This window comes from Variovorax sp. FG153 (assembly GCF_057809595.1).
Genome location: NZ_JBMDKG010000026.1, coordinates 92,934 through 116,397 on the forward strand (window position 1 = coordinate 92,934; position 23,464 = coordinate 116,397).

Consider the following 23,464-nt stretch of genomic DNA (forward strand, 5'->3'; position numbering starts at 1 on the left):
GCCTCAACGGCGCGGCGCCGCCAGTTCGGCCAGCGAATCGACGAAGCCGTCGGCATCGACCGCGCGCACCGGCTCGCCGTGGTTGTAGCCGTAGGTGACCAGCACCACCAGGCAGCCGGCCGCGCGCGCGGCCCGCGCATCGTTGCTGGAGTCGCCGATCATCAGCGTGCGCGCGGGCTGCGTGCCCAGGGCCTCGCAGGTCTTCAGCAGCGGCAGCGGATCGGGCTTCTTGCGCTCGAAGGCATCGCCGCCGAACACGAGTTCGAAGAAGCCATCGAGCCCCTTCTGGGCCAGCAGCGGCTTCGCGAAGGCCGTCGGCTTGTTCGTGAGGCAGGCCAGCTTCAGCCCCCGGTCGCGCAGCGCCCGCAGCCCCTCGACCACGCCCGGATACACCGCCGCATGCTGGCCGTTGATCGCGAGGTAGTGGTGCTGGTAGCGCTCCCAGCCGCGCTCGAACTGCGCCTGCGCGCGTGCCAGGGCGGCGGGTGCGTCGGCACCGTCCGCCGCGGCCACGTATTGCAGCGCCGACAGGATCAGGTGCTCCGAACCCTTGCCGATCATCAGCTCGATGCGCTCGCGCGGCAGCGTGGCGAGGCCGAGGTCCTCGAGCATGCGGTTCAGGGCCACGGCGAAATCGCCGAGCGTGTCGATGGTGGTGCCGTCGAGGTCGACGATGGCGGCGTCGAAGCGGGTGGGGTCGAAATCGATGGAGTTCAAGGAAGAGGGGCTCATGGCGTTGCGAAGACTGCCCGCGACTTTACAGAGCCCCGCTGGCGGATGACGTGGCTCACCACGTCATCGCCGCGCCGCCGCCTTCGCGCAGCGCGGCCGCATGGGCCAGGTTGGCCGCCACCATGTCCTCCATCGCGATGCCCATGGCCTTGTAGACCGTGATCTCGCGCGCATCGCGCCGGCCCGGCGAAGTGCCGAGCACCACTTCGCCGAGCGTGGTCGCGCGCCGGCGGTCGCAGCCCGCGAGCTCGGCGCAACCCACGGGCACCGGTTCGAAGGCATCGAGCGTCTCCACGAACAGGCGTGCCTCGCGCGCGAGCGCCACCGGCAGTTCGCCCGCCGGCGGGTGGTAGCCGACCGAGGACACGTGGGCCCCGGGCTTGAGCCACTCGGGGCGGATCACGGGCTGGGCGCTGTGGCTCGCGAGGCAGACGATGTCCGAGCCGCGCACGGCCGCCTCGATGTCCTCGCCGGCCCGCGCGAGCGGATGCCGCGCCGCGAGCCGCCGCGCCTCCTCGGGATGCAGCGCGCAGACATGGACGCGCTCGAGGTCGCGGACCAGCGGCAGCAGCCGCAGGTGCTCGCGCGCCTGCACGCCCGCGCCCACGATGGTCGCGACGCGCGCGTCCGGGCGCGCCAAGAGCCGCGCCGACAGCACCGCCGAAGCGGCCGTGCGGATGCCGGTGATGAAGGTGCCGTCCATCACGCACGAGGCCATGCCCGTCTCGGGCTCGAACAGCAGGATCATCGCGAGGTGGTTCGGCAGCCCGAGCGCGAGGTTGCCGTCGAAGACGTTGACCACCTTGATGGCCATCTGCATCCCCGGGCGCCACGCGGGCATCGCGAGCGAGAAGCCCTGGCCCGGCACCGTGAGCTCGGGCCGCGCCGGCGACTGCACCTCGCCGCGCGCGAGCGCACGAAAGCCATCCTCGAGGCCGTCGAGCAGTGCGCGCGGATCGAGAAGGCGCGCCACCTCGGCTTCGCTCAGCGTCATGACGCGGCGCGGTCCCTTTGCGATCTCGAACGCCGCAGGCTGGTTGCTCATGTGAATCTCCTTCATTGATGTGAAGGGGAATTCTGCGAAGCCGCCTTGCTTCGTTCAATTGATTCGTTCTGCGTTGACGTGAAGCAAACTCACTTCTAGGATCGCCCGCATGCCGCTGCCCCTGTTCCTGCTCACGAAGCTGCGCGCCTTCGAGTCGGTGGCTCGCCACGGCAGTTTCAAGCGCGCGGCCGAGGAGCTGCACGTCACGCAGTCGGCCCTGAGCCACCACGTGCGCCATCTCGAGACCGAGCTCGGCATGCCGCTGGTGCTGCGCTCGCACCGCCGCATCGAGCTCACGGCCGAGGGACGCCAGCTCTGCGCCGATTGCGCCCAGGGCTTCCAGGGCCTCGAGGCCGCGATCGACCGGCTGCGCCGCGCCGCGCGGCCCGACACGCTGACCTTGAGCGTCGCCCCGTACTTCTCGGCGCGCTGGCTCACGCCGCGCCTCGGGCGGCTCTGGGCGCGACATCCACGGCTGCACCTGCAGTTGCACCATGCCTACCAGCCCGCCGATTTCCTGCGCGATCCGGTCGATGCCGGCATCGGCTGGGGCGACGGGCGCTGGCCCGGCGTCGAGGCCCGGCTGGTCGTGCCGGGCACGCTCGCGCCCGTGTGCAGCCCTGCCCTCCTGGCCACGCTGCCGCGCAAGCCCAGGCCGCGCGACCTGCGCGGCCGCCGCCTGTTCCACGAGTTCGATGCCGCGCACTGGAGCGCCTGGTTCGCAACGGCGGGAGTGGAGGCTGGCCCGCTCGACACCACCCGCATCGACGACTCCCACGCGCTGCGCCGCACCGCGCTCGACGGCCATGGCTTCGCGCTGTTCTTCACGGCCCTGGTGCGCGAGGACCTCGATGCCGGACTGCTGGTGGCGCCGTTCGCGCACACCGTCGATCCGGGAAGCGCCTACTACCTCGTGCGTCCCGCGGACCGCGCGCCGAGCGCGGCGTTGCAGTCGTTCACGCAGTGGCTCATGGACGAAGTGACCAGCGCGCCCTTCGCCTGAGCGCGGCGTGCCGCGCTCAGCGCCCGGTCCAGACCGGCCTGCGCTTCTCGTTGAACGAGGCCAACCCTTCCTTCGCATCCTGCGTGCCGGCGAGCAGCGCGATCTGCCCCTCGGTGAACGCGATGCCTTCGTCGAAGGACATGGCCTCGAGCGCGCGCATCGCGTACTTGCCGCGGCGGATCGCGGTCGGCGACTTGTCGGTCAGGCGCTCGAGCAGCCATTGCGTCTTCGCATCGAGTGCGTCGGCCGGCACCACGTGGTTCAGCAGACCGGCATCCTTCGCCTCGGCCGCGCCGAAGGGCTCGCCGCTCAGGCACCACTCGCGCAGGGTGCGGCGCGGCACGATGCGCTGCAGCAGGCTCAGCACCTGCATCGGGAACAGGCCGATCTTCACTTCGGGCAGGCCGAACTGCACCGTGTCCGCGGCCACCGCGAGGTCGGTCATGCACAGGAGGCCGATGCCGCCGGCCATGCAGGTGCCGTTGATGCGCGCGATGCTCGGCAGGGTGCCGGCCTGCGTCTCGCGCAGCAGGTCGGCGTAGTCCAGCGTGGGCTGCGCGAGGTCGAACGCGAAACCCGCGCCGGGCTGCAGGTCGCCGCCGGCGCAGAAGGCCTTCTCGCCCGCGCCGGTCAGCACGATGGCGCGCACCTCGGGATCGGCATGCGCGAGGCGCCAGCCTTCGCGCAGGCCAGCCACCACCTCGGCGTTGAGCGCATTGCGCTTGTCGGGGCGGTTGATGGTGATCCAGAAGGCGCGGTCGCGCTTCTCGTGCAATACGGCGGCGGTGCTCATGGCGCGACTCCTTCGGCAACGGGGGCATCGACCTCGATCTCGGCCACGACACGGCGTGCCTCGACCTGGTCGCCGATGCGCACATGCAGCGCGGCCAGCCGGCCGCTCACCGGCGCGGCATGCACGTGCTCCATCTTCATGGCCTCGAGCGTGAGCAGCGGCTGCCCCGCGCGCACGACCTGGCCGGGCTCGGCCAGCACCGCGACCACGCGGCCGTTCATCGAGGCGCGCAGCTTGCCGTCGCCGCCGCCCGCGCCGCCCTGGCGCGCGGAGGCCGCGCGCGTGGTGTCCTCGATGCGCAGCGCGCGGTCGCGGTACTGCAGCCACAGCAGCGTGCCGTCGCGCCAGTACGCGGCACTCTCGTGCACGCCATCGCAGGCGAAGCGCACGCCGTCGTCGCCGTGCTCGATCAGTTCGATCGCAAAGGGCTGCGCATCGAGCGTGACCTGGAACTGGCGCGACCCGGTAAGCACCACGCTCGCATGCCGCGTCTGCCCCGCGAGCTCGAAGCGCAGCGAGATCGGCAGCTTGTGCGGCAGCCGCCGCGCCTGCGTGTCGTCGGCGCGTTCGTAGAGCAGCACCGCCGCGAGCGCCGCCGCGCGTGCGGCCGCGGCCTCGTCGGCCTGCAGCAGCGCCGCCTGATGCTCGCCGATGAAGGCGGTGGTGGCACCGCCCGCCGCGAACACCGGATGCACGAGGCAGGCGCGCAGGAAGGCCTGGTTGGTCGTCACGCCCAGCGCCACCGCATCCTCGAGCCCCGTGGCCAGCTTGCGCCGCGCCTCCTCGCGCGTGCGGCCATGGGCCACGAGCTTGGCGATCATCGAGTCGTAATACGGCGGCACCTCGGCGCCCGAATACAGCGCATGCTCGGCGCGCAGTCGCGGCGGCATCCGCCACAGCGCGAGCGTGCCGCTCTGCGGCACGAAGCCCTGCGCCGCATCTTCCGCGCACAGCCGCACCTCGATCGCATGGCCCTCGAAGCGCACGTCCTGCTGCGCGAGAGGCAGCGGCTCGCCCGCGGCCACGCGCAGCTGCAGTTCCACCAGGTCGAGGCCGGTCACGGCCTCGGTCACCGGATGCTCGACCTGCAGCCGCGTGTTCATCTCCATGAAGTAGAAGTTGCCGCCGCCGTCGAGCAGGAACTCGAGCGTGCCCGCGCCCTCGTAGCGGATCGCCTTCACGGCCGCCACCGCGGCCGCGCCCATGCGCTCGCGCAGCGCGGCGTCCACCGCCGGCGAAGGCGCCTCCTCGATCAGCTTCTGGTGCCGCCGCTGCACCGAGCAGTCGCGCTCGCCGAGGTGGATGGCATGGCCGTGGCGGTCGGCGAAGACCTGGATCTCGATGTGCCGCGGCTGCGCGATCGCGCGCTCGAGGATCACCTCGGGATCGCCGAAGGCGCTCTGTGCCTCCGAACGCGCGCTGCGCAGCAGGGGTGCGAACTCCTCGGCCGACGGCACCAGCCGCATGCCGCGCCCGCCGCCGCCGGCCGTGGCCTTGATCATCACCGGGAAGCCGATGCGCGCAGCCTCCTGCGCGAGCCGCTCCTCGCCTTGATCCTCGCCCTGGTAGCCCGGAATGCAGGGCACGCCCGCGGCCTGCATCAGCGCCTTGGCGCCGGCCTTGTGGCCCATGGCCTCGATGGCCTCGGCCGAGGGGCCGATGAAGACCAGACCGGCCTCCTCGCAGGCGCGCGCGAAGGCGGCGTTCTCGGCCAGGAAGCCATAGCCCGGGTGCACCGCGTCGGCGCCGGTGCGGCGCGCGGCCTCGACGATGGCCTCGATGCGCAGGTAGGACTGCGCGGGCAGCGCCTCGCCGATGCACACGGCCTGGTCGGCCTCGCGCACGTGGCGCGCGCCGGCATCGGCGCTCGAATACACCGCCACCGTGCGGTAGCCGAGGGCGCGCGCGCTGCGCATCACGCGCAGCGCGATCTCGCCGCGGTTGGCGATCAGGATCTTGTGGAAGGTCATGGACTGCGTCCCCTCGCTCATGGCCGCGCCACCGAGAACTGCATCGGCTGCGGCTCGCGCAGCTCGGCCTCGCGGCACACCGCCAGCAGCTTCGCGAGCACGGCGCGCGTGTCGCGCGGATCGATCACGCCGTCGTCGAGCACGTGCGCGCTGGTGGTGAACACGCTCATCTGGCTGTCGAAGCGCTCGACGATGCGGCGCTCCATCTCGGCAAGCTTCGCGCGGTCGACCTCGCCGCCCTTGCGCCGCATCGCGGCCTCGGTCACGTTGACCATGGTCTGCGCCGCCTGCTCGCCGCCCATCACCGCGGTGCGCGCGTTGGGCCACGAGAAGCAGAAGCGCGGATGGAAGCCGCGCCCGCACATGCCGTAGTTGCCGGCGCCGAACGATGCGCCGCAATGGATGGTGATCTGCGGCACGGTCGCATTGGTCACGGCCTGGATCATCTTCGAGCCGTGCTTGATCATTCCGCCCTCCTCGTGCGCGCGCCCGACCATGAAGCCGGTGGTGTTCTGCAGGTAGAGGATCGGCGTGCGCGACTGGCAGCAGGCCTGGATGAAGTGCGCGGCCTTGGTGGCGCCCGCGTTGTCGATCGGGCCGTTGTTGGTGACCACGCCCACGGGCAGCCCTTCGATCTTGAAGTGGCCGACCACGGTGGCGCTGCCGTAGCCGGCGCCGAACTCGAGGAACTCGGAGTCGTCGGCGATGCGCGCGATCACCTGCTTCATGTCGACCGGCCGCTTGAGGTCGGCCGGCATGATGCCCAGCAGTTCCTCGGCGTCGAAGCGCGGCGGCTTGAAGCGACGCGGCGGCGCTGCCGGCAGCTCGCGGTTCCAGTCGATGTGGGCGAGGATCTCGCGCGCGATGCGGATCGCGTCGCGGTCGTCCTCGGCCAGGTAGTCGCCGAGCCCCGACACCGAGCTGTGCATGAGCGCGCCGCCCAGTTCCTCCTCGGTCGCGATCTCGCCCGTGGCGGCCTTCAAGAGCGGCGGCCCCGCGAGGAAGGCGCGCGAGCGGTCGCGCACCATCACGATGTAGTCCGACAAGCCGGTCTGGTAGGCACCGCCCGCGGTCGAGGAACCGTGCGTGACGGTCAGCACCGGCAGGCCGGCGGCCGACAGCCGCGCGAGGTTGCGGAACAGGCTGCCGCCGGTCACGAATTCCTCGACCTTGTAGGTCATGAGGTTGGCGCCCGCGCTCTCGACCAGCTGCACGTAGGGCAGCCGGTTCTCGAGCGCGAGCTCCTGGATGCGCAGCTGCTTCGGAATGCCCATGGGCTGCAGCGCGCCGGCGTCGATGCCCGAGTCGGAGGCATTGACCATCACGCGCAGGCCCGAGACCTGGCCGATGCCCGCGATCACGCCGCCGCCGGGCACGCTCTTGTCGAGGTCGGGGTTGTCCAGGCCGAGCCCGGCGAGCGAGCAGAGTTCGAGGAAGGGCGTGCCGGGGTCGAGCAGCAGCGACAGCCGCTCGCGCGGCAGCAGCTGGCCGCGTTTCTCGAAGCGTTCGCGCGAGCGCTCCGAGGTGGCGGCGGCGCGCTGCTCGCAGCCGCGTACGCGCTCGAGCAGCGCGAGCATGTGGGCGCGATTGGCCTGGAAGGCTTCGCCGTGGGGGGAGAGGGTCGATTCGATGGTGGCCATGGTCTGCGGAAGAGTCCATGGCAGCTTAGGCAGCGCCTCCCGGGGCGTCTTGTGCCCAGTGGCTGGGGATCAGCGCACGCCGAACAGCCCGGCCGCGTTGTCCCACGCCACGCGCTGCGCCACCGCGGGCGGCAGCTCGCCGAGCCAGCCGCGGTAGCCGCGCATCAGCTCGTCGTAGGCGCTCCAGCGCTGGTTGACCCAGGTGTCGGAGCCGATCAGGAAGCGGTCGGGAAAGGCCAGGATCAGCTCGCGCCACGGCGCGCACAGCGTGCCGCCCTCGCAGACCAGGCCCGGGCGGTACGACAGCTCGCCCATCAGCTTCGGATAGCGCTCGAGCATCTGGCGCACGCGCGCCACCGGCGTGCCGCCGATGCCGGTGTGGGCCCAGATCAGCCGCGTGTCGCGGCCCTGGCTCGGCGTGTTGGCCATCAGCAGGTCGACCGCCTCGTCGTCCACGTGCGCGAGCACCGCGAGCTGCCTGCGCTCGGCCAGCGCCATCAGCTTCCTGGCCACCGGGCCGTTGGCATTGGCGCTCTCGTAGAGATGGAACTCGCCGATGCCGCGGTAGGGCCCGCTCGCGGTGCCGCGCTCGAGTTCGGCCAGCACCATCTCGTGGATGCTCTCGTCGCGGAACCAGTTGTTGTAGTCGGCGCGGTTGCGGTACAGACGCACGAAGGGCACCACGGTGACGCCGGCCTCGCGGGTCTCGCGCAGCGCCGCGAGCGTGCGCGTGCCGTCGTTGGGCCGCGAGTTGCCGACGATGGCGCGCACGCCGTTGCGCTGCATGCGCGCGAGCGCCTCGGCCGGCGGGAACGGGCCGCTGCTGCCGTTCCAGGCCTCTTCGTTGTAGTGCAGATGGGTGTCGAACAGCGGGCCGGTGTAGTCGGCCGCGTGGGCCGCGGATGCGAGGCCGGCTGCGACAGCGACCAGCGCGGCGCGCGTCCAGCGTCGATGAAGGGAATCGGTGGTCCGGGTCATGCGGGCTCCTCGCGGCGGATGCGGTCGGTACGGTGGGCGGCGGAAGAATACCCGCCGCCACGCCGGCTCAGCGCAATAACCGTGCCCTGAACTTCTGCACCATCGCCGCCGGCGCGTACGAGCGCTTGCTGCGCCGGAAGCCCGCGATGCCCATGTCCTGCTCGAAGTTGAGCCAGCGCACCGGCCGGCCGAACCGGGCCTCGAACTGCCGGCAGAAGTGCTGGAACATGTGCGGGTAGATGCCCGCGTGGCTGTCGAGCCCCTTGGCGAAGCGCATCGCGAACACGCCGGGCTGCAGTTCCTGCGCGAGCACGAAGCCCAGCGGCTCGTCGTGCGCGAAGTGCACGAAGCCCTCGAGCCCGAGCGCCGCCGCATCGGCGATGGCTGCGCGGCATGGCGCCTCGTCGGCTTCGCCCGCGGCCTTGCCCTTCTGCGCCATCCAGGCCTCGAGCACGCGCAGCGCGGCGCCGGCCGAGGCGGGACCGAAGGTCTCGGCGCGCGGCGTGCATTGCGCGAGCAGCTGCCGCACCTGGCTGCGCTTCCAGGCCAGCGCGCGGCCGGCGTAGTCGGCGAAGCGGCTGGCGTCGTAGAGGTAGTCGGCGTCGTCGGGCGAGGCGCTCAGCGCGAAGCGGCCGGCGCTCAGGCCTTCGATGTCGCGCCGCGACAGCGGGTAGAAGCAGTCGTGGTCCTCGAGCATCGTGGCCAGCGCCTCGGGCGGCGCCTGCGGCAGCGCGAACAGCGGGACCAGGTGACGCGTGCCGTCGTAGGTACGGCCCGAAATGCGCGGCCAGCCGTCGTCTTCGGGCCCGATGTAGCGGTAGTCGTGGGCCTCGCGGAACAGCCAGAGGTTCGAGAACGTCAGGTCCGACAGGCAACCCTCGGCGCTGCCCGCGCGCAGCCGCGCGAGCGCCGGTTCGATCGCCTCGCGCAGCGCCAGCGACAGCGGCTGCCCGGCGCTCATTCCGCGTCGTAGGCCACCGCGCGCACGCCCGGCGCCGGCGGATCGGCCGGCGGCCCCGCGAAGCACTGGGCGATCGACAGCCACTGGGTGGCGCTGCCCGGCGTGCAGCGCAGCGCGGTGTCGGCGAGGTGGCGGCGCTGGGTCACGACCAGGCAGAAGTCGAGCGCATCGCCGCGCACCGATTCCGCCGAGGCCGGATCGCCCCAGCGCCAGGTCTGGCCGTCGGGCGCGTCGAGCTCGATGAAGGGCGCGGGCTCGGGCACCGGCAGCTGGCGGTTGACGAAGGTCCAGCCGAAGGTGGTGGCGCCGATGTGGGCGATGTGGCGCAGCCGCGCATTGGCGGGTCGGCGCCGGCGCATCAGGTCCCAGATGTCCTGGCCATGGGCCCAGGTCTCCATCAGCCGCGCGGTCGCGAACGAACGCGCGCTCATCATCGGCCCGTACCAGGGCAGCCGCGCCTTCGGGTCGAGCGCCGCGAGCGCGTCGGCCAGCTGCATCGAGATCGGCTGCCACAGCGCGAGCATCGCGGGGCCGTCGAGCGCGCCGTATTTCTCGCGCGCCAGCGAGCTGATCTCGCGGCCCTGCGCGAACTGCGCATTGAGCGCCGCGGCATCGCGCACGAAGGCCTCGGGATCGTTCAGCGCGAGCATCGAGGTCTGGTCGAAGAAGCACAGGTGGGCGATCTCGTCCCAGGGCGACCAGCCGTAGAACACGCTGGGCGCGCGCCACTGCTCGGGCGTGAGCGTGGCGCACAGCGCGGCGAGCTCGGTGTATTCGTCGCGCAGGTCGCGCGCGGTCTCCGCGTTGGGGCCGTTCGTCGAATCGTTCATCGTGGGTGTCGTCCTTCTCGTTCTTCAGAGCCCGAGCTGCCGGGCCGCCAGGTCCTTCATGATCTCTTCCGATCCGCCGCCGATCATCATCACCTTGACCTCGCGGTAGATGCGTTCGCTGCGCGTGCCGCGCATGAAGCCCATGCCGCCCAGCAACTGCACCGCCTGGTCGGCGCAGAACTGCATGGCCTGGGTGGCCTGCACCTTCGCGAGGCACACGCGCGCCACGAGTTTCGCCGGATCGGCCAGCCCGTGCTCGATGCGGTAGGCCAGGTCGTAGACCAGGGTGCGCGCGGCATCGACGCGCAGGGTCATGTCCATGAGCTTGTGGCGCACCACCTGGCGCTCGGCCAGCGGCACGCCGAAGGTGACGCGCTGCCGCGCCCAGTCCACCGCCTCCTCGAGGCAGACCTCGGCGAAGCCGCAGGCCAGCGCCGACATCAGCAGGCGCTCGCCGTTGAAGTTGTTCATCACCAGCTTGAAGCCCTGGTTCTCCGTGCCCACCAGGTTGCGCGCGGGAACGCGGCAGTTCTCGAAATGCAGGTGCGCGGTGTCGGAGCTCCACCAGCCCATCTTCTTGAGCGAGGTGCGCGCGAGCCCCGGCGTGTCGCCCTCGATCACCAGCAGCGAGATGCCGCCCGCCCCCTTGTTCGCGGGATCGGTGCGCACGGCGGTGGTGATGAAGTCGGCGCGCACGCCCGAGGTGATGAAGGTCTTCTCGCCGTTCACCACGTAGTGGTCGCCGTCGCGCACCGCGGTGGTCCGAAGCGCCGCGACGTCGGAGCCGCCCGAGGGCTCGGTGATCGCGAGCGCGGCGATCTTCTCGCCGGCCAGCACCGGCGGGATCACGCGCTGCTTGAGTTCCTCGCTGCCGGCCTTGAGGATCGGTGGCAGCGCGATGCTGTGCGAGTTCAGCGAGGCCTGCACGCCGCCCGCGCCGCAGCGCGCGAATTCCTCAGCCACGATCAATTGATAGAACAGGTCGGCCGGCGTGCCGCCGAGCGCCTCGGGATAACCCAGGCCCAGCACGCCGAGCCCGGCCGCGCGCCGGTAGAGCTCGCGCGGGAAGGTCTCGGCCTCGTCCCATTCGCTCACGAAGGGCGCGATCTCGCGTGCCACGAAGGCGCGCAGGCCGGCACGGAAGGCTTCGTGCTCGGCGGAGAAGTAGAAGGGCAGCGGTGGGGCGTCGAGGAATTCCATGGTGTCTCCTTGGCGCACGAGGCTAGCGGCGGGCGCCGGTCGGGTCTTGCGCCAACAGGCTGCGCCCGGCGACGCGAGGCGCAGCGACTCGACGCAAGCCGCGCCGCGGCCGCCTCGCTAAGCTGGCCCTTCCATCCGCCACCCGAGGACCGCCATGCCTTCATCCACCGCCGCACCGACCAAGACCGTCCGCATCGGCGGCGCCTCGGGCTTCTGGGGCGACAGCATGGTGGCCGCGCCGCAGCTCGTGCAACACGGCCGGCTCGACTACCTGGTGTTCGACTACCTGGCCGAGACCACGATGGCGATCCTGGCCGCGGCGCGCGCGAAGAAGCCCGAGCAGGGCTATGCCACCGACTTCGTCGAGATCGCGATGAAGCCGGTGCTCGCCGAGATCAAGCGCCAGGGCATCAAGGTGGTGAGCAACGCGGGCGGCATCCATCCGCAGGGCTGCGCCGCCGCGCTGCGCGCGCTGGCCGAGGCCCAGGGCGTGCCGCTGCGCATCGCGGTGGTCGAGGGCGACGACCTCGGCGCGCGCATGGCCGAACTGCGTGCCGCCGGCACGCGCGACATGTTCACGGGCGAGGCCCTGCCCGAGAAGGTGCTGAGCGCCAACGCCTACCTGGGCGCGCTGCCGATCGCCGCCGCGCTGGCCGCGGGCGCCGACGTGGTGATCACGGGCCGCTGCGTCGACAGCGCGGTCACGCTCGGCCCGCTGATGCACGAGTTCGGCTGGCAGCCCGGCGACTTCGACCGGCTGGCCTCGGGCAGCCTCGCGGGCCACATCATCGAATGCGGCTGCCAGGCCACGGGCGGCCTGCACACCGACTGGGAAGACATCCCCGACTGGGCGAACATCGGCTACCCGATCGTCGAATGCCAGGCCGACGGCAGCTTCGTCGTGACCAAGCCCGAGGGCACGGGCGGCAAGGTGATCCGCGCCGCGGTGGCCGAGCAGCTGCTCTACGAGATCGGCGACCCGGGCGCCTACCTGCTGCCCGACGTGAGCTGCGACTTCCGCGCCGTGACGATCGAGCAGGAGGGCCCCGACCGCGTGCGCGTGAGCCCCGCGCGCGGCCGCGCGCCGACGCCGGCCTACAAGGTCTCGGCCACCCAGCTCGACGGCTTCCGCTGCGCGGGCAGCCTGGTGATCGTGGGCATCGATGCCGAGCGCAAGGCGCGGCGCACGGCCGAGGCGATCCTCGAGCGCACCGGCGGCATCCTCGCGCGCCTGGGCCTCGCGCCCTTCACGCGCAGCCACATCGAGGCGATCGGCGCCGAGACGCTCTACGGCCCGCATGCGCGCACCCATGGCGTGCGCGAGGCGATGATGCGCGTGGCGGTCGACCATCCGCAGAAGGCCGCGCTCGAGATCTTCGCGCGCGAGATCGCGCCCGCGGGCACCTCGTGGTCGCCGGGCACCACCGGCCCCGGGGGTGGCCGGCCCTCGGTGTCGCCGCTGGTCAAGCCCTTCGCCTTCCTGCTCGCCAAGGCGCAGGTGCCGGTGTCCTTCGTGATCGACGGCGAGCGGCGGGCGGTGGCGATCCCGTCCGGCGAGGGCGATGGCACCGCGCCGCCGGTGGCGGAACCGCCGCCCTTCGCCGACGACGGCGGCGAACAGGTCGAGCTGCGGCTCATCGACCTGGCCTGGGCGCGCAGCGGCGACAAGGGCGACCTCTCGAACATCGGCCTGGTGGCGCGCCGGCCCGAGTGGCTGCCGCTGCTGTGGTCGCGCGTCACGCCCGAGGCGGTGGGCGCCTACTTCGCGGACCTGGTGCACGGCAAGGTCGAACGCTTCCACCTGCCGGGCATCGCGGCGATGAACCTGCTGCTGCACGGGGCGCTCGACGGCGGCGGGCCCTCGTCGATGCGCATGGACCCGCTGGGCAAGGGCATGGGGCAGATGCTGCTCGACATGCGGGTGAAGGTGCCGCGCGCGGTGGCGCAGGCGGCGCAACGACGCTGAAACGAGAGGGGCGGCCCGAACGGTCTCGGGCCTGGGTCAGGCCTGCGCTTCGGTCAAGGCCTGCGCCGCCACCACCGCCTCGGTGCGGTTGCGCACGTTGAGCGCGCGGAAGATCGCCGCGAGGTGGATCTTGACCGTGCCCTCGCTGATGCCGAGGCTGCGGCCGATCAGCTTGTTGGGCTTGCCCTGCGACAGCAGTTGCAGCACCTCGACCTGCCGTTCGGTCAGCACGTTGCGCAGGTGCTCGAGCGTCTGCGAGGCGGCCGGGGCACCGGGCGCGCGCGCGGCGTCGGCGCCGGGCTGCGGCGCCACGCCGGCCACGATGCCGGGCGGCAGCGCGGTCAGCATCATCGGCGGCACGTAGACGCCGCCGGCCAGCACCAGCCGCACGGCCGACAGCATGACCTCGGGCGAATAGGCCTTGGGAATGAAGCCGAGCACGCCGCGCTCGAGGGCGGCGCGCATGATGGCCGGATCCTCGTAGCCCGACAGCACGATCACCGGCACGGCCGGGTGGCGGCGGCGGATCTCGTCGATGTGGGCCTGCCCGTCGGCGCCGGGCATGTTGAGGTCGATCAATGCCAGGTCGAGGTCGTCGGTGGCACCGGCCAGCAGCTCGTCCACGCTCATGACCAGCACGAACTCGATGCCGGGCTCCAGCTCGGACAACTTGGCCTTGACCGCCTCGATGACGAGCCGGTGGTCGTCGGCGATCAGAATTTTCATGGCTTAACCCCAGCGTGCATTGACTCAGCGACCGCCGACGATACCGGCGAATGCCCCGCGCAGCAAGGCTGGCGCGCTGCCCGAACGGCATAGGCCCCAAGCGATATGGCGCGCCCCGGGGCCGCTGAGAAGAATGATCGCCAACCCGAAGGAAGCGAGACATGGGCATGTGCCAACGAAGCAGGCGCCGGTGCAGGGCAGCTCTCGCGCGGCGGCTCGCCGCGGCCTGAGCCGGCGCGCGTGTCTTCATGGCCCGCCTGATCGACTGCCATTCGGCCTTCGTCTCGTTCGGGCTCGCGCTCGATGCCGCGATCGCCGCGAACCGCCCCACGCTCGACCACGACGCCGCGCAGCGCCAGGCCCGCCTGCTGCTCGACGAGGCGCGCGCATGCGCGCGGGCGAACGCGACACCGCTGTCGCCCGCGCAACTCGAATCGGCCGCCTTCGCGATGGTCGCCTGGATCGACGAGATCCTCGCGCGCCACCCGGGCGCGGCCCGGGGCGCGGCGCCGCTGCAGGTGCAGCTGTTCGCCTCGAACAACGCCCACAGCGAGTTCTTCCACCACCTGTCGGCGCTGGGCGCGCGCGAAGACGAGGTGCGCGAGGTCTACTGGCATGCGCTGGCGCTGGGCTTCAAGGGCCAGTACTACTTCGAGCACGGCGACCGCGGCGAGCTCGGCAAGCTCAAGGAGCTGCACGGGCGCCAGCTGCGGCTTGCGCCGCTCGCGCTCGGCAGCCTCGCGCAGCAGCGCATCACGCCGCAGCCCTATGCCGAGCCCGATCCGCCCGCCCCGATCGACATGCGGCGGCGCGACCGCTCGCTGCTGCGCGCGAGCGCGGCGCTGGCGCTGCTGGTGCCGCTGCTCTACCTGCTGTGGGCCTGGCTGGCCGGCGCGCCGCGGCCCGAGGCCGACCTCGCGCAGCGCGTCGAGCAGCAGCTCCAGAGCTACGCCTGCGCCGACCTCGCGGTGACGGTCGATGCCGAGGGCGCGCTCAAGGTCAGCGGCTTCGTCTCGCTGCCGGCCGACGTCGCCAACGTGCAGCACGACGTGGGCCGGCTGCCGGGCGTGAAGGCGCCGCGCTTCGAGCTCGGCGTGCGCGTGTGGCCGCACTGCGAGGTGTTCGCGATCCTCAAGCCCTACCAGGCGCGCAATGCCGACAAGGCCTACGGCCTCGGGCTGGCCCTGCCCTCCGCACGGCAGGGCCGCCTGCGCGAGGGCGACGCCGTGCGCGTGGAGGTGACGGCGCCGCGCCACGACAGCGTGCTGTGGGTCGACTACTACACCGCCGACGGCTCGGTGATGCACCTCAACGCGGGCCAGGCGCCGACCCGGCTGCGCGCCGGCGAGAAGCTGGAGCTCGGGCGCGACATCCCCTCGAGCTGGCTCGTGAGCCCGCCCTTCGGCAGCGTGCTGGTGACCGTGATCTCCTCGCCGATGCCTTTCCACGAGACCGCCGACCGGCCCCCGTTCGAACTGGCCTCGGCCTACCTGCTGCAGCTGCGCGAGGCGCTCGCGGCCAACAAGGGCGGCGAGCGGCTGATCGCCGACTTCGTGTTCCTCGAGACCGAGGCGCGCTGAGGACCGCGCCGCCGCCATGCACACCCTGCCGCCCGCCCACCTCTTCTGGCCGCTGCTCGCGCTGTGCGCGCTCGGCTTCGCGGTGCTCTGCGCCGTGGTGCGCGACGCCGGGCGCGGCGCGCGGCAGCGTGCGCTGAAGCAGCGCATCGCCACCTTGCGGCCGCCCGCGCGCGCGGCCGATGCGCAGGCCGTCGAGCGCCTGCACGAGGCGATGGCGCGCGCGCAGCAGCGGCTGCGGCTGGCGCCGCGCCCGCGTGCCGCCGGCGAGAACGCCGACGACGGGGACTTCGGCGGCGGCACGGCGCCGAGAGCGCCGTGGCTGCTGTTCCTCGGCGATGCGGCCGCCGGGCTGCCGGGGCTGCTCGCGGCGTCGCCGCTCGATGCGGACCCGTCGGACGACGCACCCGCCGGCCCGGTGCGCGACGGCTGGCGCTGGTGGACCGGCGGCGCGATGGCCGCCATCGAGATCGACGCACGCGTGCTCGAGGACGTGGCCGACGCGCCGCAGGCCCGCGCGCTGTGGCTCGCGTCGCTGCTCGCGCTGGCCGAGCGCCGCGAACGCATTCCACTGCACGGCATCGTGGCCTGCATCGGCGCGCAGGCGCTGCGCGAGGCCCCGACCGACGCGGTCGCCTTCCGCATGCGCATCGCGCGGCTGCGCCGGCTGGTCGAGGAGATCGGCCGCACGCTGCGGCTGCAGTTGCCGTTCTACCTCGTGGTCACGGGCCTCGAAGGACTCGAAGGCTATGGCGCGCTGCGCGGCGCGCTGCCGCCCGAGGTGCTGGCGCAGGCATTGGGCCACCGGCTGCCGCTGGAGAACGCGGCACCCGAGGCCGACGGCGGCGCCAGGCTCGACGCGGTGTTCGAGCCGATCGCCACCCGGTTGCATGCGCTGCGCATGGGATTGCAGCGCGAGCAGCCCGGCGCGGCGGGCCGGCTCGCGGTGCATGCATTCGTGGAGGGGGTGCGCTCGCTGCGGCCGGGCCTGCGGCTCGCGGCCGAGGCCCTGTTCGAAAGCCATGGCCGCAAGGCGCGCGAAGCGAGGGGATTGCGCTGGCGCGGCCTCTACCTGAGCGCGGCGGCCGGCACGTCGGGCGGCAACGGGGCCTTCGTCGCAGATCTGTTCGATCGCTTCCTGCCGGCGGACCAGTCGCTCGCGCGGCCGGGGCGGCTGCCGCCGGAGGACCGCGACGCGGGACTGGAAGCGATGTGAACGCCGCCCGCGCGCACGGTGCGCGACGGCTATTCCTTCTTGATCGGCTCCGCCTTCTGGTCGATGCGGATCTGGCGCGCGCCGTAGGTCACGGTGATGGTGTTGATCTTGCCGACCTCGAGCGGCCGCACCTCGCGCCAGCGCGCGCGGTCGAGGTCGCGGAACGCGCCCATCACGCCGATCGTCTTGGCGTCGGGCTGCAGCACGAAATCGAACTTGCGGCTCTCGCCGGGGCGCAGCAGCGCTTCCTCGCGCTGCACCATCTCGGCGCCGAGCGTGGCCTGGTCCTTCTCGAACAGCGAGAAGAAGTCGGCGCCCTCGAAGGCGCCTGGCGTCTTGAGGATGTAGGCCCGCACCGTGAGCGGCGATGCGCGGCCGCGCGCGTCGGGATTGGCATCGGGCCCCGCCACCAGCGTCAGGGACACCGGCGTCTTCACCTCGGGTGGCGGCTTGCTCGCGCAGCCCGCGAGAAAGAGCCCCGCGGCAGCGAGGCCGAAGGCCGCCACGTGCCGGCGCGAAGCCGTGGCCAACAGGCCTCCATAGGACGAATGGTGTGTACCGAGCGCTCGCATGCTATTCCCTTCGTTGCATTGACCGGTTGAGAGGCATCTTTGATTATCACCAGCCACATTCAACAGGCAACATGCTCACCAACGAACTCGCAGATGCACTGCTCACACCGATCGGCGACAGCGCGCCGAGCGGAGCCGACCTCGAGTACGACGCGGACTTCACCGCGCTCGTGACCGCGTCGCAGGGCAAGCCCGAACAGCAGTTCGGCGACACCGTCATTCCCGCGGTGGAGCCGGAATGGCGGGAGGTGGCCGAGCAGTCCGACGCGATCCTGCGCCGCAGCAAGGACGTGCGCGCGGCGGTGCTGCTGCTGCGCGCCTCCACGCGCTTGCAGGGCGTGACGGGCTTCGTCGCCGGCCTGCGCCTGCTGACCGGATTGCTCGACCGCTTCTGGGACGGCATACATCCAATGCTCGATGCCGACGACGACAACGACCCGACGATGCGCCTGAACGCGCTCGCGCCGTTGAGCGACGAAAGCATGGTGCTGCGCGACCTCTACGACGCCCAGGTCGGCATGGCGCCGGGCGTCGGCCCGATCCGCGTGCGCGATATCGCGGTGGCCACCGGCGCGCTCGCCGCCAGCGGCGATCCCGCCTACTCCACGGCGCAGATCCAGGGCGGCCTCGAGGCGCTGCAGGCCGAGCAGCCCGAACGCATCGAAGCCGCGATCGGCGCGCCGGCACTGATCGACCAATTGCAGGCGTTGCTGGTGGAACGCACCGGCCGCGCCGACGCCATCGACCTGGCCGCGTTGCGCGGTATCGCCCGCACGCTGCAGAAAGCCTGCAGCGCCGCCCTCGGCGCGCCCGAGGAGGCCGGCGAGGCAGGCACCGAGGAAGGCGTCGACGGCGCCGCGGGCGGCGGCGGCGGGGCGCGTCCCGCGGCGGCGCGCGGCGAGATCCAGACCCGCCAGGACGCGCTGCAGATGCTCGACCGCGTGATCCGCTTCCTCGAGACCACCGAGCCCGGCAATCCCGCTCCGCTTTTGATCGAGCGCGCCAAGAAGCTGATCGGCGTGAGCTTCCTCGAGATCATGGCCAACCTCGCGCCGAACGCGCTCGACACGATCGAGAACGTGACCGGCCGCCGCGCTTCGGAATAAGGCCGCGCCTCTTCTTCCTCGTCCCCTCCCCTTTCCATCCCTGGATCGACCCACCCCGTTTCACCCCCGCAAGGAGCATCGCCATGGCCAAGAGCAGTCAGAAATTCATCGCCCGCAACCGGGCGCCCCGGGTGCAGATCGAATACGACGTCGAACTCTACGGCGCCGAGAAGAAGATCCAGCTGCCCTTCGTGATGGGCGTGCTGGCCGACCTGTCGGGCAAGCCCGCCGACCCGCTGGCGCCCGTGGCCGACCGCAAGTTCCTCGAGTTCGATGTCGACAACTTCGACTCGCGCATGAAGGCCATGAAGCCGCGCGCGGCCTTCGCGGTCGACAACTCGCTGACCGGCGAGGGCGAGCTCAAGGTCGAGCTGACCTTCGAGAACATGGAGGACTTCTCGCCCGCCGCCGTGGCGCGCAAGGTCGGCGCGCTCAACAAGCTGCTCGAGGCGCGCACCCAGCTGTCGAACCTCGTCACCTACATGGACGGCAAGAACGGCGCCGAGGAGCTGCTGGCCAAGGTGCTCGAGGACCCGGCGCTGCTGCAGTCGCTGGCCGCGACCAAGAAGCCCGAGGACGGCACCACCCCGCCGGCCGCCTGACCCCTTCCACACCCCGCCATCCACATCCGGTTCACGAGGAGTAACCCACCATGGCCGAAGCACTCGAACAGAGCGCGTTGAAAGACGTCGCGTACGCGGGCAGCGACTTTTCGTCGCTGCTGCAGAAGGAATTCAAGCCGCGCAGCGACGAAGCCAAGAGCGCGGTCGAAGCCGCCGTGCTCACCCTGGCCCAGCAGGCGCTGGCCAACACCGAGGTCATCGGCAAGGACGTGACCAAGTCGATCCAGTCGATGATCGCGGCGATCGACGCCAAGCTCACCGAGCAGGTCAACAAGATCATCCACCACCCCGACTACCAGAAGCTCGAGAGTGCGTGGCGCGGCCTGCACTACATGGTGAACAACACCGAGACCGACGAGCACCTGAAGATCCGCGTGATGGACATCTCCAAGCAGGAGCTGGCCAAGACGCTGAAGAAGTTCAAGGGCGCGGCCTGGGACCAGAGCCCGATGTTCAAGAAGATCTACGAGCAGGAGTACGGCCAGTTCGGCGGCGAGCCCTTCGGCGCGCTGGTGGGCGACTACCACTTCGACCAGAGCCCGCCCGACGTCGAGCTGCTCGGCGAGATGGCCAAGATCGCCGCTTCGGCCCACGCGCCCTTCATCACGGGCGCGAGCCCGAACCTGATGCAGATGGAGTCGTGGCAGGAGCTCGCCAATCCACGCGACCTCACCAAGATCTTCCTCACGCCCGAATACGCCGGCTGGCGCTCGCTGCGCGACTCGGACGACGCGAAGTACCTGGGCCTGTGCATGCCGCGCTTCCTGGCGCGCACGCCCTACGGCGCCAACACCAACCCGGTGGAGGAGTTCGACTTCGAGGAAGACACCGCCGGTGCCGATCACGGCAAGTACGCCTGGGCCAACGCGGCCTATGCGATGGCCACCAACATCAACCGCTCGTACAAGCTCTACGGCTGGGGTTCGCGCATCCGCGGCATCGAGTCGGGCGGCGCGGTCGAGAACCTGCCGCTGCACACCTTCCCGAGCGACGACGGCGGCGTGGACCAGAAGTGCCCGACCGAGATCGCGATCAGCGACCGGCGCGAGGCCGAACTCTCGAAGGCCGGCCTGCTGTCGCTGATCCACCGCAAGAACTCCGACTTCGCGGCCTTCATCGGCGCCCAGTCGCTGCACAAGCCGGCCGAATACGACGACCCCGACGCCACCGCCAACGCCAACCTGGCCGCGCGCCTGCCCTACCTGTTCGCCTGCAACCGCTTCGCGCACTACCTCAAGTGCATCGTGCGCGACAAGGTCGGCAGCTTCAAGGAGAAGAGCGACATGGAGCGCTGGCTCAACAAATGGATCATGAACTACGTCGACGGCGACCCGGTCAACTCCTCCGAGGAGACCAAGGCGCGCAAGCCGCTGGCGGCCGCCGAGGTGGTCGTCGAGGAAGTCGAGGGCAACCCGGGCTACTACAGCTCGAAGTTCTTCCTGCGCCCGCACTACCAGCTCGAGGGCCTCACGGTCTCGCTGCGGCTGGTGTCGAAGCTGCCGTCCGCCAAGGGCGGCAAGTAAGAAAAAAACGGGTGCGCGGCCTTTTGAAAAAAACGCCGCTCGCTCGTTCTCAAGACAGCTCCCGGGCACCAACGCTTAGGCACCGCACGGAAGCCCTTTTTTCCGACTCTCACACAACTGAAAGGTAAGCATCATGGCTGCAGACATGTTTTTGAAGCTCGAAGGCGTCGACGGCGAATCCAAGGACGATTCGCACAAGAAGGAAATCGACGTGCTGTCGTGGAGCTGGGGTGCCGCACAGTCGGGCACCGGCCACGTCGGTGGCGGCTCGGGCGCCGGCAAGGTCAGCGTGCAGGATCTGTCGATCACCAAGTACGTCGACTCGTCCTCGCACCTGCTGCTTCTCGATTGCTGCAACGGCGCCCACATCAAGAAGGGCGTGCTCACGGTGCGCAAGGCCGGCGCCACGCCGCTCGAGTACATCAAGCTGTCGATGGACGACATCCTGGTGACCCACATCAGCACCGGCGGCAGCGGCGGCGAGGACCGCCTGACCGAGACCATCACGCTGAACTTCTCGAAGTTCAAGTATGAGTACACGCCGCAGAAGGCCGACGGCTCGGGCGACGGCACCAAGGAAACCGGCTGGGACATCGCCGCCAACAAGAAGGTCTGAGCGCAAGCTCCTCTCCTCCTCTCCTCCTCTCCTCCTCTCCCCAGGCGGCGGCCGCGGATTCGTTTCCCGGCCGCCGTTTTTCATTTCAGGAAAGCGAGTACCCCATGCACGTCAGCAAGACGCCGTTCGCCTGGAACCAGGTCGCGGCCTACGACTTCCCCACGTTCTGGAGCACGCTGCAGCGCGTGCATCCCGGGGAACACCCGGTCTCCTACTTCATGATCGCCGTGATCTGCTTCGAGGAGACGGGCTTTTGCAACATCCAGCAGGCCGAGACGCCGAGCGGCCTGGGCGTTGGCTTCGGCCAGCTCGAGGTGAAGAATCCCGAGAAGAAGGACTTCTACGAGTGGGCCGGCGTCGAGACCGACTACCACCGGCTCGCCAAGGAAATGCTCGGCGACCGCGAGTTCTCGCTCGGCGTGCACTGCCAGTACTTCCAGTACCTCACCGAGGTCAAGGGCCTGCGGCTCGACGGCTGCCTGTCGGCGCAGGTCGGGCGGCACGTGCAGTACAAGCCGCTGTTCATGACCGGCGCCTCGATGCTCGAGGACGCCTTCGACGCCAACGACCGCGCGGCCTACATCCGCGCCCTCAACTACGCGCGCAGCAACAGCCCCAAGAAGAACGGCATTCCCGAGACCCTGTTCAAGGAGTACTGGGAATTCATCCTGCCGCAGAGCTGGTTCGACTACGGCTTCTAGCCGTCGTCCCGGGAACCCGCTGCCGGCCCCTGCGCCGGCAGCAGTTCGGGCATCAGACGCGTGGCCTCGTCGTCCTCGGGATCGGCGATGACCCACAGCGTGAGCGCCGTGTAGTTGTCGTGGCCGGGCTTGGCGCGCGCCTTGATCTGGCCGTCGAGCTGCTCGGTCCACTGGCTCGGCGTGCGCGAGGCATGCAGGGTCTCGACCAGGCACTCGTCGCCCAGCGGTTCCCACACGCCGTCGCTGCACAGCAGCAGCACGTCGCCCGGCAGGAGCCGCATGCGGTCCGACACCGCGATGTCGGGTGCTTCCTCGAGCGAACCCAGCGCCGACAGCAGCATGTTGCGCTGCGGATGCAGGCGCGCGCCCTCCTCGTCGAGCATGCCGCCGGCCACCATCTGCTGCACCAGGCTGTGGTCGGTGGTGCGCGCGACGATCGCGCCGCCGCGGAACAGGTAGGCCCGGCTGTCGCCGCTGTGCACCCAGGCCAGTGCATGGGCCTCGAGGTCGATGGCCGCGAACACCACGGTGGAGCGCATGCCCGCGAGCGTGCCGCCCTCGGCCTGGCGCGCCACCACGTCGCGGTTGGCCTGTTCGATCAGGCCGCGCAGCGCGCCCTCGTCGAGGCTGGGCCCGGCCGAGAAGGCACCGAGCACGCTCGCGCGCACCGTGGCCGCCGCCACGTCGCCGCCGCCATGGCCGCCGGCGCCGTCGGCCACCAGGCAGGCGACGTGGCGATCGTCGTGCCAGTGGCCATGAACGTCTTCGTTGTAGCTGCGGCCGCCCTGGCGGGACAGCGTGACGATTTCGATTTCCAAGCGGGCTCCTCGCGTCGGGCGTTCTTGTCGTGGGATCGGGTGTCGTCGGGTGCGAAGGCGCGCCTCAGGCGTCGGACTTCAGGCGCGCCATCTGGGCCTCGTAGGCCTCGAGGAAGGCCTTGCCGAACAGGTTGTGGAAGTCGTCCTCGGCCTCGGTCGCGATGCCGCCGTACAGCGCCACGAACTGGTCCCACAGCTTGGCCTTGCGGTTGGCCGAGAACAGCGCGTCGAGCGCCGACTTCGAACTGATCTTCTTCTCGAGCTCGTCGGGCTCGAAGCGCGCGATGACGTGCGCCAGCGCCGCGCGCATGCCGACCATCACGCCGAACTGGTGCGCGCGCAGGTCGTCGAAGGCATCGCGCATCGCGGCCTCGGCCGGCATGAAGCCGCGCACGCCCGGCCCCAGCAGGTGCGCGAGCGCGACCTCGACCGTGGGCGAGAACTTCAGCGGGTTGTTGGCCTGCGCCGCGATCATCGTGACCTCGGCGCGCACCTCGCGCTTGAACTCCTGGCGCGTGAGCAGCAGCTGCAGCGTGCCCTCGGTGGCGCTGCGCAGCATCGCGCCGATGCGCTCCATCAGCCCCGGCGTGAGCATCTCGGGCGGCTGGTGCGTGCCGCCGAGGCCGCGCAGGAACGCGGCCAGCAGCTCGTCGTCGCTCGCGCTGCGCGCGGCCGGCGCCGCGGCCTGGGACGCGAAGGCCGGCGCGGGCGGCGGCGGCAGCGGCGGCGCTTCGCGCGCCGGCGTGTCGGGTCCGCTGATGCGGATCGGCAGGCCGGTCATGTCGTCGAAGGCCGGCAGCTCGGCCAGCGGCACCGGGCGTGGCGGCGCGGCCGGCGGCGGCGGTGCCAGCGCGGGCGCGGGCGGCGC

Annotated in this window: 22 protein-coding genes; 9 read left to right on the plus strand and 13 right to left on the minus strand. The window is 71.1% G+C overall.

What is annotated here, in order from left to right; genetic code table 11:
* Positions 1-3: 3 nt before the first annotated feature.
* Both ACODT0_RS25330 and ACODT0_RS25335 read right to left on the minus strand, forming a co-directional pair.
* Positions 4-732, minus strand: a complete 729-nt coding sequence (locus tag ACODT0_RS25330; protein ID WP_489042585.1) for a phosphoglycolate phosphatase — start codon at positions 730-732, stop codon at positions 4-6.
* Between the two features lie 55 nt (positions 733-787).
* Positions 788-1,777 (minus strand): ornithine cyclodeaminase family protein, encoded by a 990-nt coding sequence (locus tag ACODT0_RS25335; protein ID WP_489042586.1) that lies wholly within the window; start codon positions 1,775-1,777, stop codon positions 788-790.
* A 109-nt stretch (positions 1,778-1,886) separates the two neighbouring features.
* On the opposite strand from ACODT0_RS25335, the gene ACODT0_RS25340 reads away from it, so the two are divergent.
* Positions 1,887-2,780: a LysR substrate-binding domain-containing protein gene (locus tag ACODT0_RS25340; RefSeq protein WP_261217053.1), complete on the plus strand. Its 894-nt coding sequence runs from the start codon at positions 1,887-1,889 to the stop codon at positions 2,778-2,780.
* A gap of 16 nt (positions 2,781-2,796) precedes the next feature.
* On the opposite strand, the gene ACODT0_RS25345 is transcribed toward ACODT0_RS25340, so the two are convergent.
* The 7 genes from ACODT0_RS25345 to ACODT0_RS25375 form a co-directional block, all read right to left on the minus strand.
* On the minus strand, positions 2,797-3,573 hold the full coding sequence (locus tag ACODT0_RS25345; RefSeq protein WP_261217059.1) for an enoyl-CoA hydratase/isomerase family protein: 777 nt from the start codon (positions 3,571-3,573) through the stop codon (positions 2,797-2,799).
* The gene (locus ACODT0_RS25350) at positions 3,570-5,543 is read right to left on the minus strand and encodes an acetyl/propionyl/methylcrotonyl-CoA carboxylase subunit alpha (protein ID WP_489042587.1); all 1,974 of its coding nucleotides are present in this window, start codon (positions 5,541-5,543) and stop codon (positions 3,570-3,572) included. The genes ACODT0_RS25345 and ACODT0_RS25350 overlap by 4 nt, the downstream gene beginning before the upstream one ends.
* A 17-nt stretch (positions 5,544-5,560) precedes the next feature.
* Entirely contained in the window at positions 5,561-7,183 is a 1,623-nt protein-coding gene (locus ACODT0_RS25355) for an acyl-CoA carboxylase subunit beta (protein ID WP_057596801.1), read from the minus strand.
* Between the two features lie 69 nt (positions 7,184-7,252).
* A complete protein-coding gene (locus ACODT0_RS25360) occupies positions 7,253-8,161 on the minus strand; it encodes an amidohydrolase family protein (RefSeq protein ID WP_489042588.1) in 909 nt (302 codons plus the stop codon).
* Positions 8,162-8,228: 67 nt separating this feature from the next.
* Positions 8,229-9,122, minus strand: a complete 894-nt coding sequence (locus ACODT0_RS25365; protein ID WP_296725694.1) for a phosphatidylglycerol lysyltransferase domain-containing protein — start codon at positions 9,120-9,122, stop codon at positions 8,229-8,231.
* Positions 9,119-9,952 (minus strand): TIGR03084 family metal-binding protein, encoded by an 834-nt coding sequence (locus tag ACODT0_RS25370; RefSeq protein WP_489042589.1) that lies wholly within the window; start codon positions 9,950-9,952, stop codon positions 9,119-9,121. The genes ACODT0_RS25365 and ACODT0_RS25370 overlap by 4 nt, the downstream gene beginning before the upstream one ends.
* Positions 9,953-9,976: 24 nt before the next feature.
* Complete coding sequence (locus tag ACODT0_RS25375) at positions 9,977-11,152, minus strand: acyl-CoA dehydrogenase family protein (RefSeq protein ID WP_489042590.1); 1,176 nt, start codon at positions 11,150-11,152, stop codon at positions 9,977-9,979.
* 154 nt (positions 11,153-11,306) lie between these two features.
* Here ACODT0_RS25375 and ACODT0_RS25380 point away from each other — a divergent pair, with 154 nt between their 5' ends.
* The gene (locus ACODT0_RS25380) at positions 11,307-13,118 is read left to right on the plus strand and encodes an acyclic terpene utilization AtuA family protein (protein WP_489042591.1); all 1,812 of its coding nucleotides are present in this window, start codon (positions 11,307-11,309) and stop codon (positions 13,116-13,118) included.
* A gap of 36 nt (positions 13,119-13,154) precedes the next feature.
* Here ACODT0_RS25380 and ACODT0_RS25385 read toward each other — a convergent pair whose 3' ends face one another.
* On the minus strand, positions 13,155-13,844 hold the full coding sequence (locus ACODT0_RS25385; RefSeq protein ID WP_057596795.1) for a response regulator transcription factor: 690 nt from the start codon (positions 13,842-13,844) through the stop codon (positions 13,155-13,157).
* Positions 13,845-14,092: 248 nt separating this feature from the next.
* Here ACODT0_RS25385 and ACODT0_RS25390 point away from each other — a divergent pair, with 248 nt between their 5' ends.
* Together ACODT0_RS25390 and ACODT0_RS25395 are read left to right on the plus strand one after the other, a co-directional pair.
* Positions 14,093-15,424 carry a DotU family type IV/VI secretion system protein gene (locus ACODT0_RS25390; protein ID WP_489042592.1) on the plus strand — a complete coding sequence of 444 codons (1,332 nt, stop codon included), beginning with the start codon at positions 14,093-14,095 and terminating at the stop codon, positions 15,422-15,424.
* Positions 15,425-15,440: 16 nt separating this feature from the next.
* The gene (locus tag ACODT0_RS25395; protein ID WP_296725711.1) at positions 15,441-16,637 is read left to right on the plus strand and encodes a type VI secretion protein IcmF/TssM N-terminal domain-containing protein; all 1,197 of its coding nucleotides are present in this window, start codon (positions 15,441-15,443) and stop codon (positions 16,635-16,637) included.
* 29 nt (positions 16,638-16,666) lie between these two features.
* On the opposite strand, the gene tssJ is transcribed toward ACODT0_RS25395, so the two are convergent.
* Positions 16,667-17,167: a type VI secretion system lipoprotein TssJ gene (tssJ, locus tag ACODT0_RS25400; RefSeq protein ID WP_261217082.1), complete on the minus strand. Its 501-nt coding sequence runs from the start codon at positions 17,165-17,167 to the stop codon at positions 16,667-16,669.
* A gap of 113 nt (positions 17,168-17,280) precedes the next feature.
* Here tssJ and tssA point away from each other — a divergent pair, with 113 nt between their 5' ends.
* The 5 genes from tssA to ACODT0_RS25425 all read left to right on the plus strand — a co-directional run bounded on the left by tssA (position 17,281) and on the right by ACODT0_RS25425 (position 21,778).
* Complete coding sequence (tssA, locus tag ACODT0_RS25405) at positions 17,281-18,315, plus strand: type VI secretion system protein TssA (protein WP_057596791.1); 1,035 nt, start codon at positions 17,281-17,283, stop codon at positions 18,313-18,315.
* An 83-nt stretch (positions 18,316-18,398) separates the two neighbouring features.
* Positions 18,399-18,917, plus strand: coding sequence for a type VI secretion system contractile sheath small subunit (gene tssB, locus ACODT0_RS25410; protein WP_489042593.1), 519 nt, complete (start codon positions 18,399-18,401; stop codon positions 18,915-18,917).
* A gap of 50 nt (positions 18,918-18,967) precedes the next feature.
* Positions 18,968-20,461 carry a type VI secretion system contractile sheath large subunit gene (tssC, locus tag ACODT0_RS25415; RefSeq protein ID WP_057596789.1) on the plus strand — a complete coding sequence of 498 codons (1,494 nt, stop codon included), beginning with the start codon at positions 18,968-18,970 and terminating at the stop codon, positions 20,459-20,461.
* 133 nt (positions 20,462-20,594) lie between these two features.
* Complete coding sequence (locus ACODT0_RS25420) at positions 20,595-21,077, plus strand: Hcp family type VI secretion system effector (RefSeq protein WP_057596788.1); 483 nt, start codon at positions 20,595-20,597, stop codon at positions 21,075-21,077.
* A 104-nt stretch (positions 21,078-21,181) separates the two neighbouring features.
* On the plus strand, positions 21,182-21,778 hold the full coding sequence (locus ACODT0_RS25425; protein WP_261217092.1) for a hypothetical protein: 597 nt from the start codon (positions 21,182-21,184) through the stop codon (positions 21,776-21,778).
* Here ACODT0_RS25425 and ACODT0_RS25430 read toward each other — a convergent pair.
* Both ACODT0_RS25430 and tagH read right to left on the minus strand, forming a co-directional pair.
* Positions 21,775-22,596 (minus strand): PP2C family protein-serine/threonine phosphatase, encoded by an 822-nt coding sequence (locus ACODT0_RS25430; RefSeq protein ID WP_057596786.1) that lies wholly within the window; start codon positions 22,594-22,596, stop codon positions 21,775-21,777. The genes ACODT0_RS25425 and ACODT0_RS25430 overlap by 4 nt on opposite strands.
* A 64-nt stretch (positions 22,597-22,660) precedes the next feature.
* Positions 22,661-23,464, minus strand: an 804-nt coding sequence (gene tagH, locus ACODT0_RS25435) for a type VI secretion system-associated FHA domain protein TagH (RefSeq protein WP_489042594.1), incomplete at its 5' end; no start/stop codon positions are given.

Coding starts and splice junctions, on each gene's coding strand:
- ACODT0_RS25330 (WP_489042585.1), bottom strand. CDS start 732: ATGAGCCCCTCTTCCTTGAACTCCATCGATTTCGACCCCACCCGCTTC.
- ACODT0_RS25335 (WP_489042586.1), bottom strand. CDS start 1,777: ATGAGCAACCAGCCTGCGGCGTTCGAGATCGCAAAGGGACCGCGCCGC.
- ACODT0_RS25340 (WP_261217053.1), top strand. CDS start 1,887: ATGCCGCTGCCCCTGTTCCTGCTCACGAAGCTGCGCGCCTTCGAGTCG.
- ACODT0_RS25345 (WP_261217059.1), bottom strand. CDS start 3,573: ATGAGCACCGCCGCCGTATTGCACGAGAAGCGCGACCGCGCCTTCTGG.
- ACODT0_RS25350 (WP_489042587.1), bottom strand. CDS start 5,543: ATGACCTTCCACAAGATCCTGATCGCCAACCGCGGCGAGATCGCGCTG.
- ACODT0_RS25355 (WP_057596801.1), bottom strand. CDS start 7,183: ATGGCCACCATCGAATCGACCCTCTCCCCCCACGGCGAAGCCTTCCAG.
- ACODT0_RS25360 (WP_489042588.1), bottom strand. CDS start 8,161: ATGACCCGGACCACCGATTCCCTTCATCGACGCTGGACGCGCGCCGCG.
- ACODT0_RS25365 (WP_296725694.1), bottom strand. CDS start 9,122: ATGAGCGCCGGGCAGCCGCTGTCGCTGGCGCTGCGCGAGGCGATCGAA.
- ACODT0_RS25370 (WP_489042589.1), bottom strand. CDS start 9,952: ATGAACGATTCGACGAACGGCCCCAACGCGGAGACCGCGCGCGACCTG.
- ACODT0_RS25375 (WP_489042590.1), bottom strand. CDS start 11,152: ATGGAATTCCTCGACGCCCCACCGCTGCCCTTCTACTTCTCCGCCGAG.
- ACODT0_RS25380 (WP_489042591.1), top strand. CDS start 11,307: ATGCCTTCATCCACCGCCGCACCGACCAAGACCGTCCGCATCGGCGGC.
- ACODT0_RS25385 (WP_057596795.1), bottom strand. CDS start 13,844: ATGAAAATTCTGATCGCCGACGACCACCGGCTCGTCATCGAGGCGGTC.
- ACODT0_RS25390 (WP_489042592.1), top strand. CDS start 14,093: ATGGCCCGCCTGATCGACTGCCATTCGGCCTTCGTCTCGTTCGGGCTC.
- ACODT0_RS25395 (WP_296725711.1), top strand. CDS start 15,441: ATGCACACCCTGCCGCCCGCCCACCTCTTCTGGCCGCTGCTCGCGCTG.
- tssA (WP_057596791.1), top strand. CDS start 17,281: ATGCTCACCAACGAACTCGCAGATGCACTGCTCACACCGATCGGCGAC.
- tssB (WP_489042593.1), top strand. CDS start 18,399: ATGGCCAAGAGCAGTCAGAAATTCATCGCCCGCAACCGGGCGCCCCGG.
- tssC (WP_057596789.1), top strand. CDS start 18,968: ATGGCCGAAGCACTCGAACAGAGCGCGTTGAAAGACGTCGCGTACGCG.
- ACODT0_RS25420 (WP_057596788.1), top strand. CDS start 20,595: ATGGCTGCAGACATGTTTTTGAAGCTCGAAGGCGTCGACGGCGAATCC.
- ACODT0_RS25425 (WP_261217092.1), top strand. CDS start 21,182: ATGCACGTCAGCAAGACGCCGTTCGCCTGGAACCAGGTCGCGGCCTAC.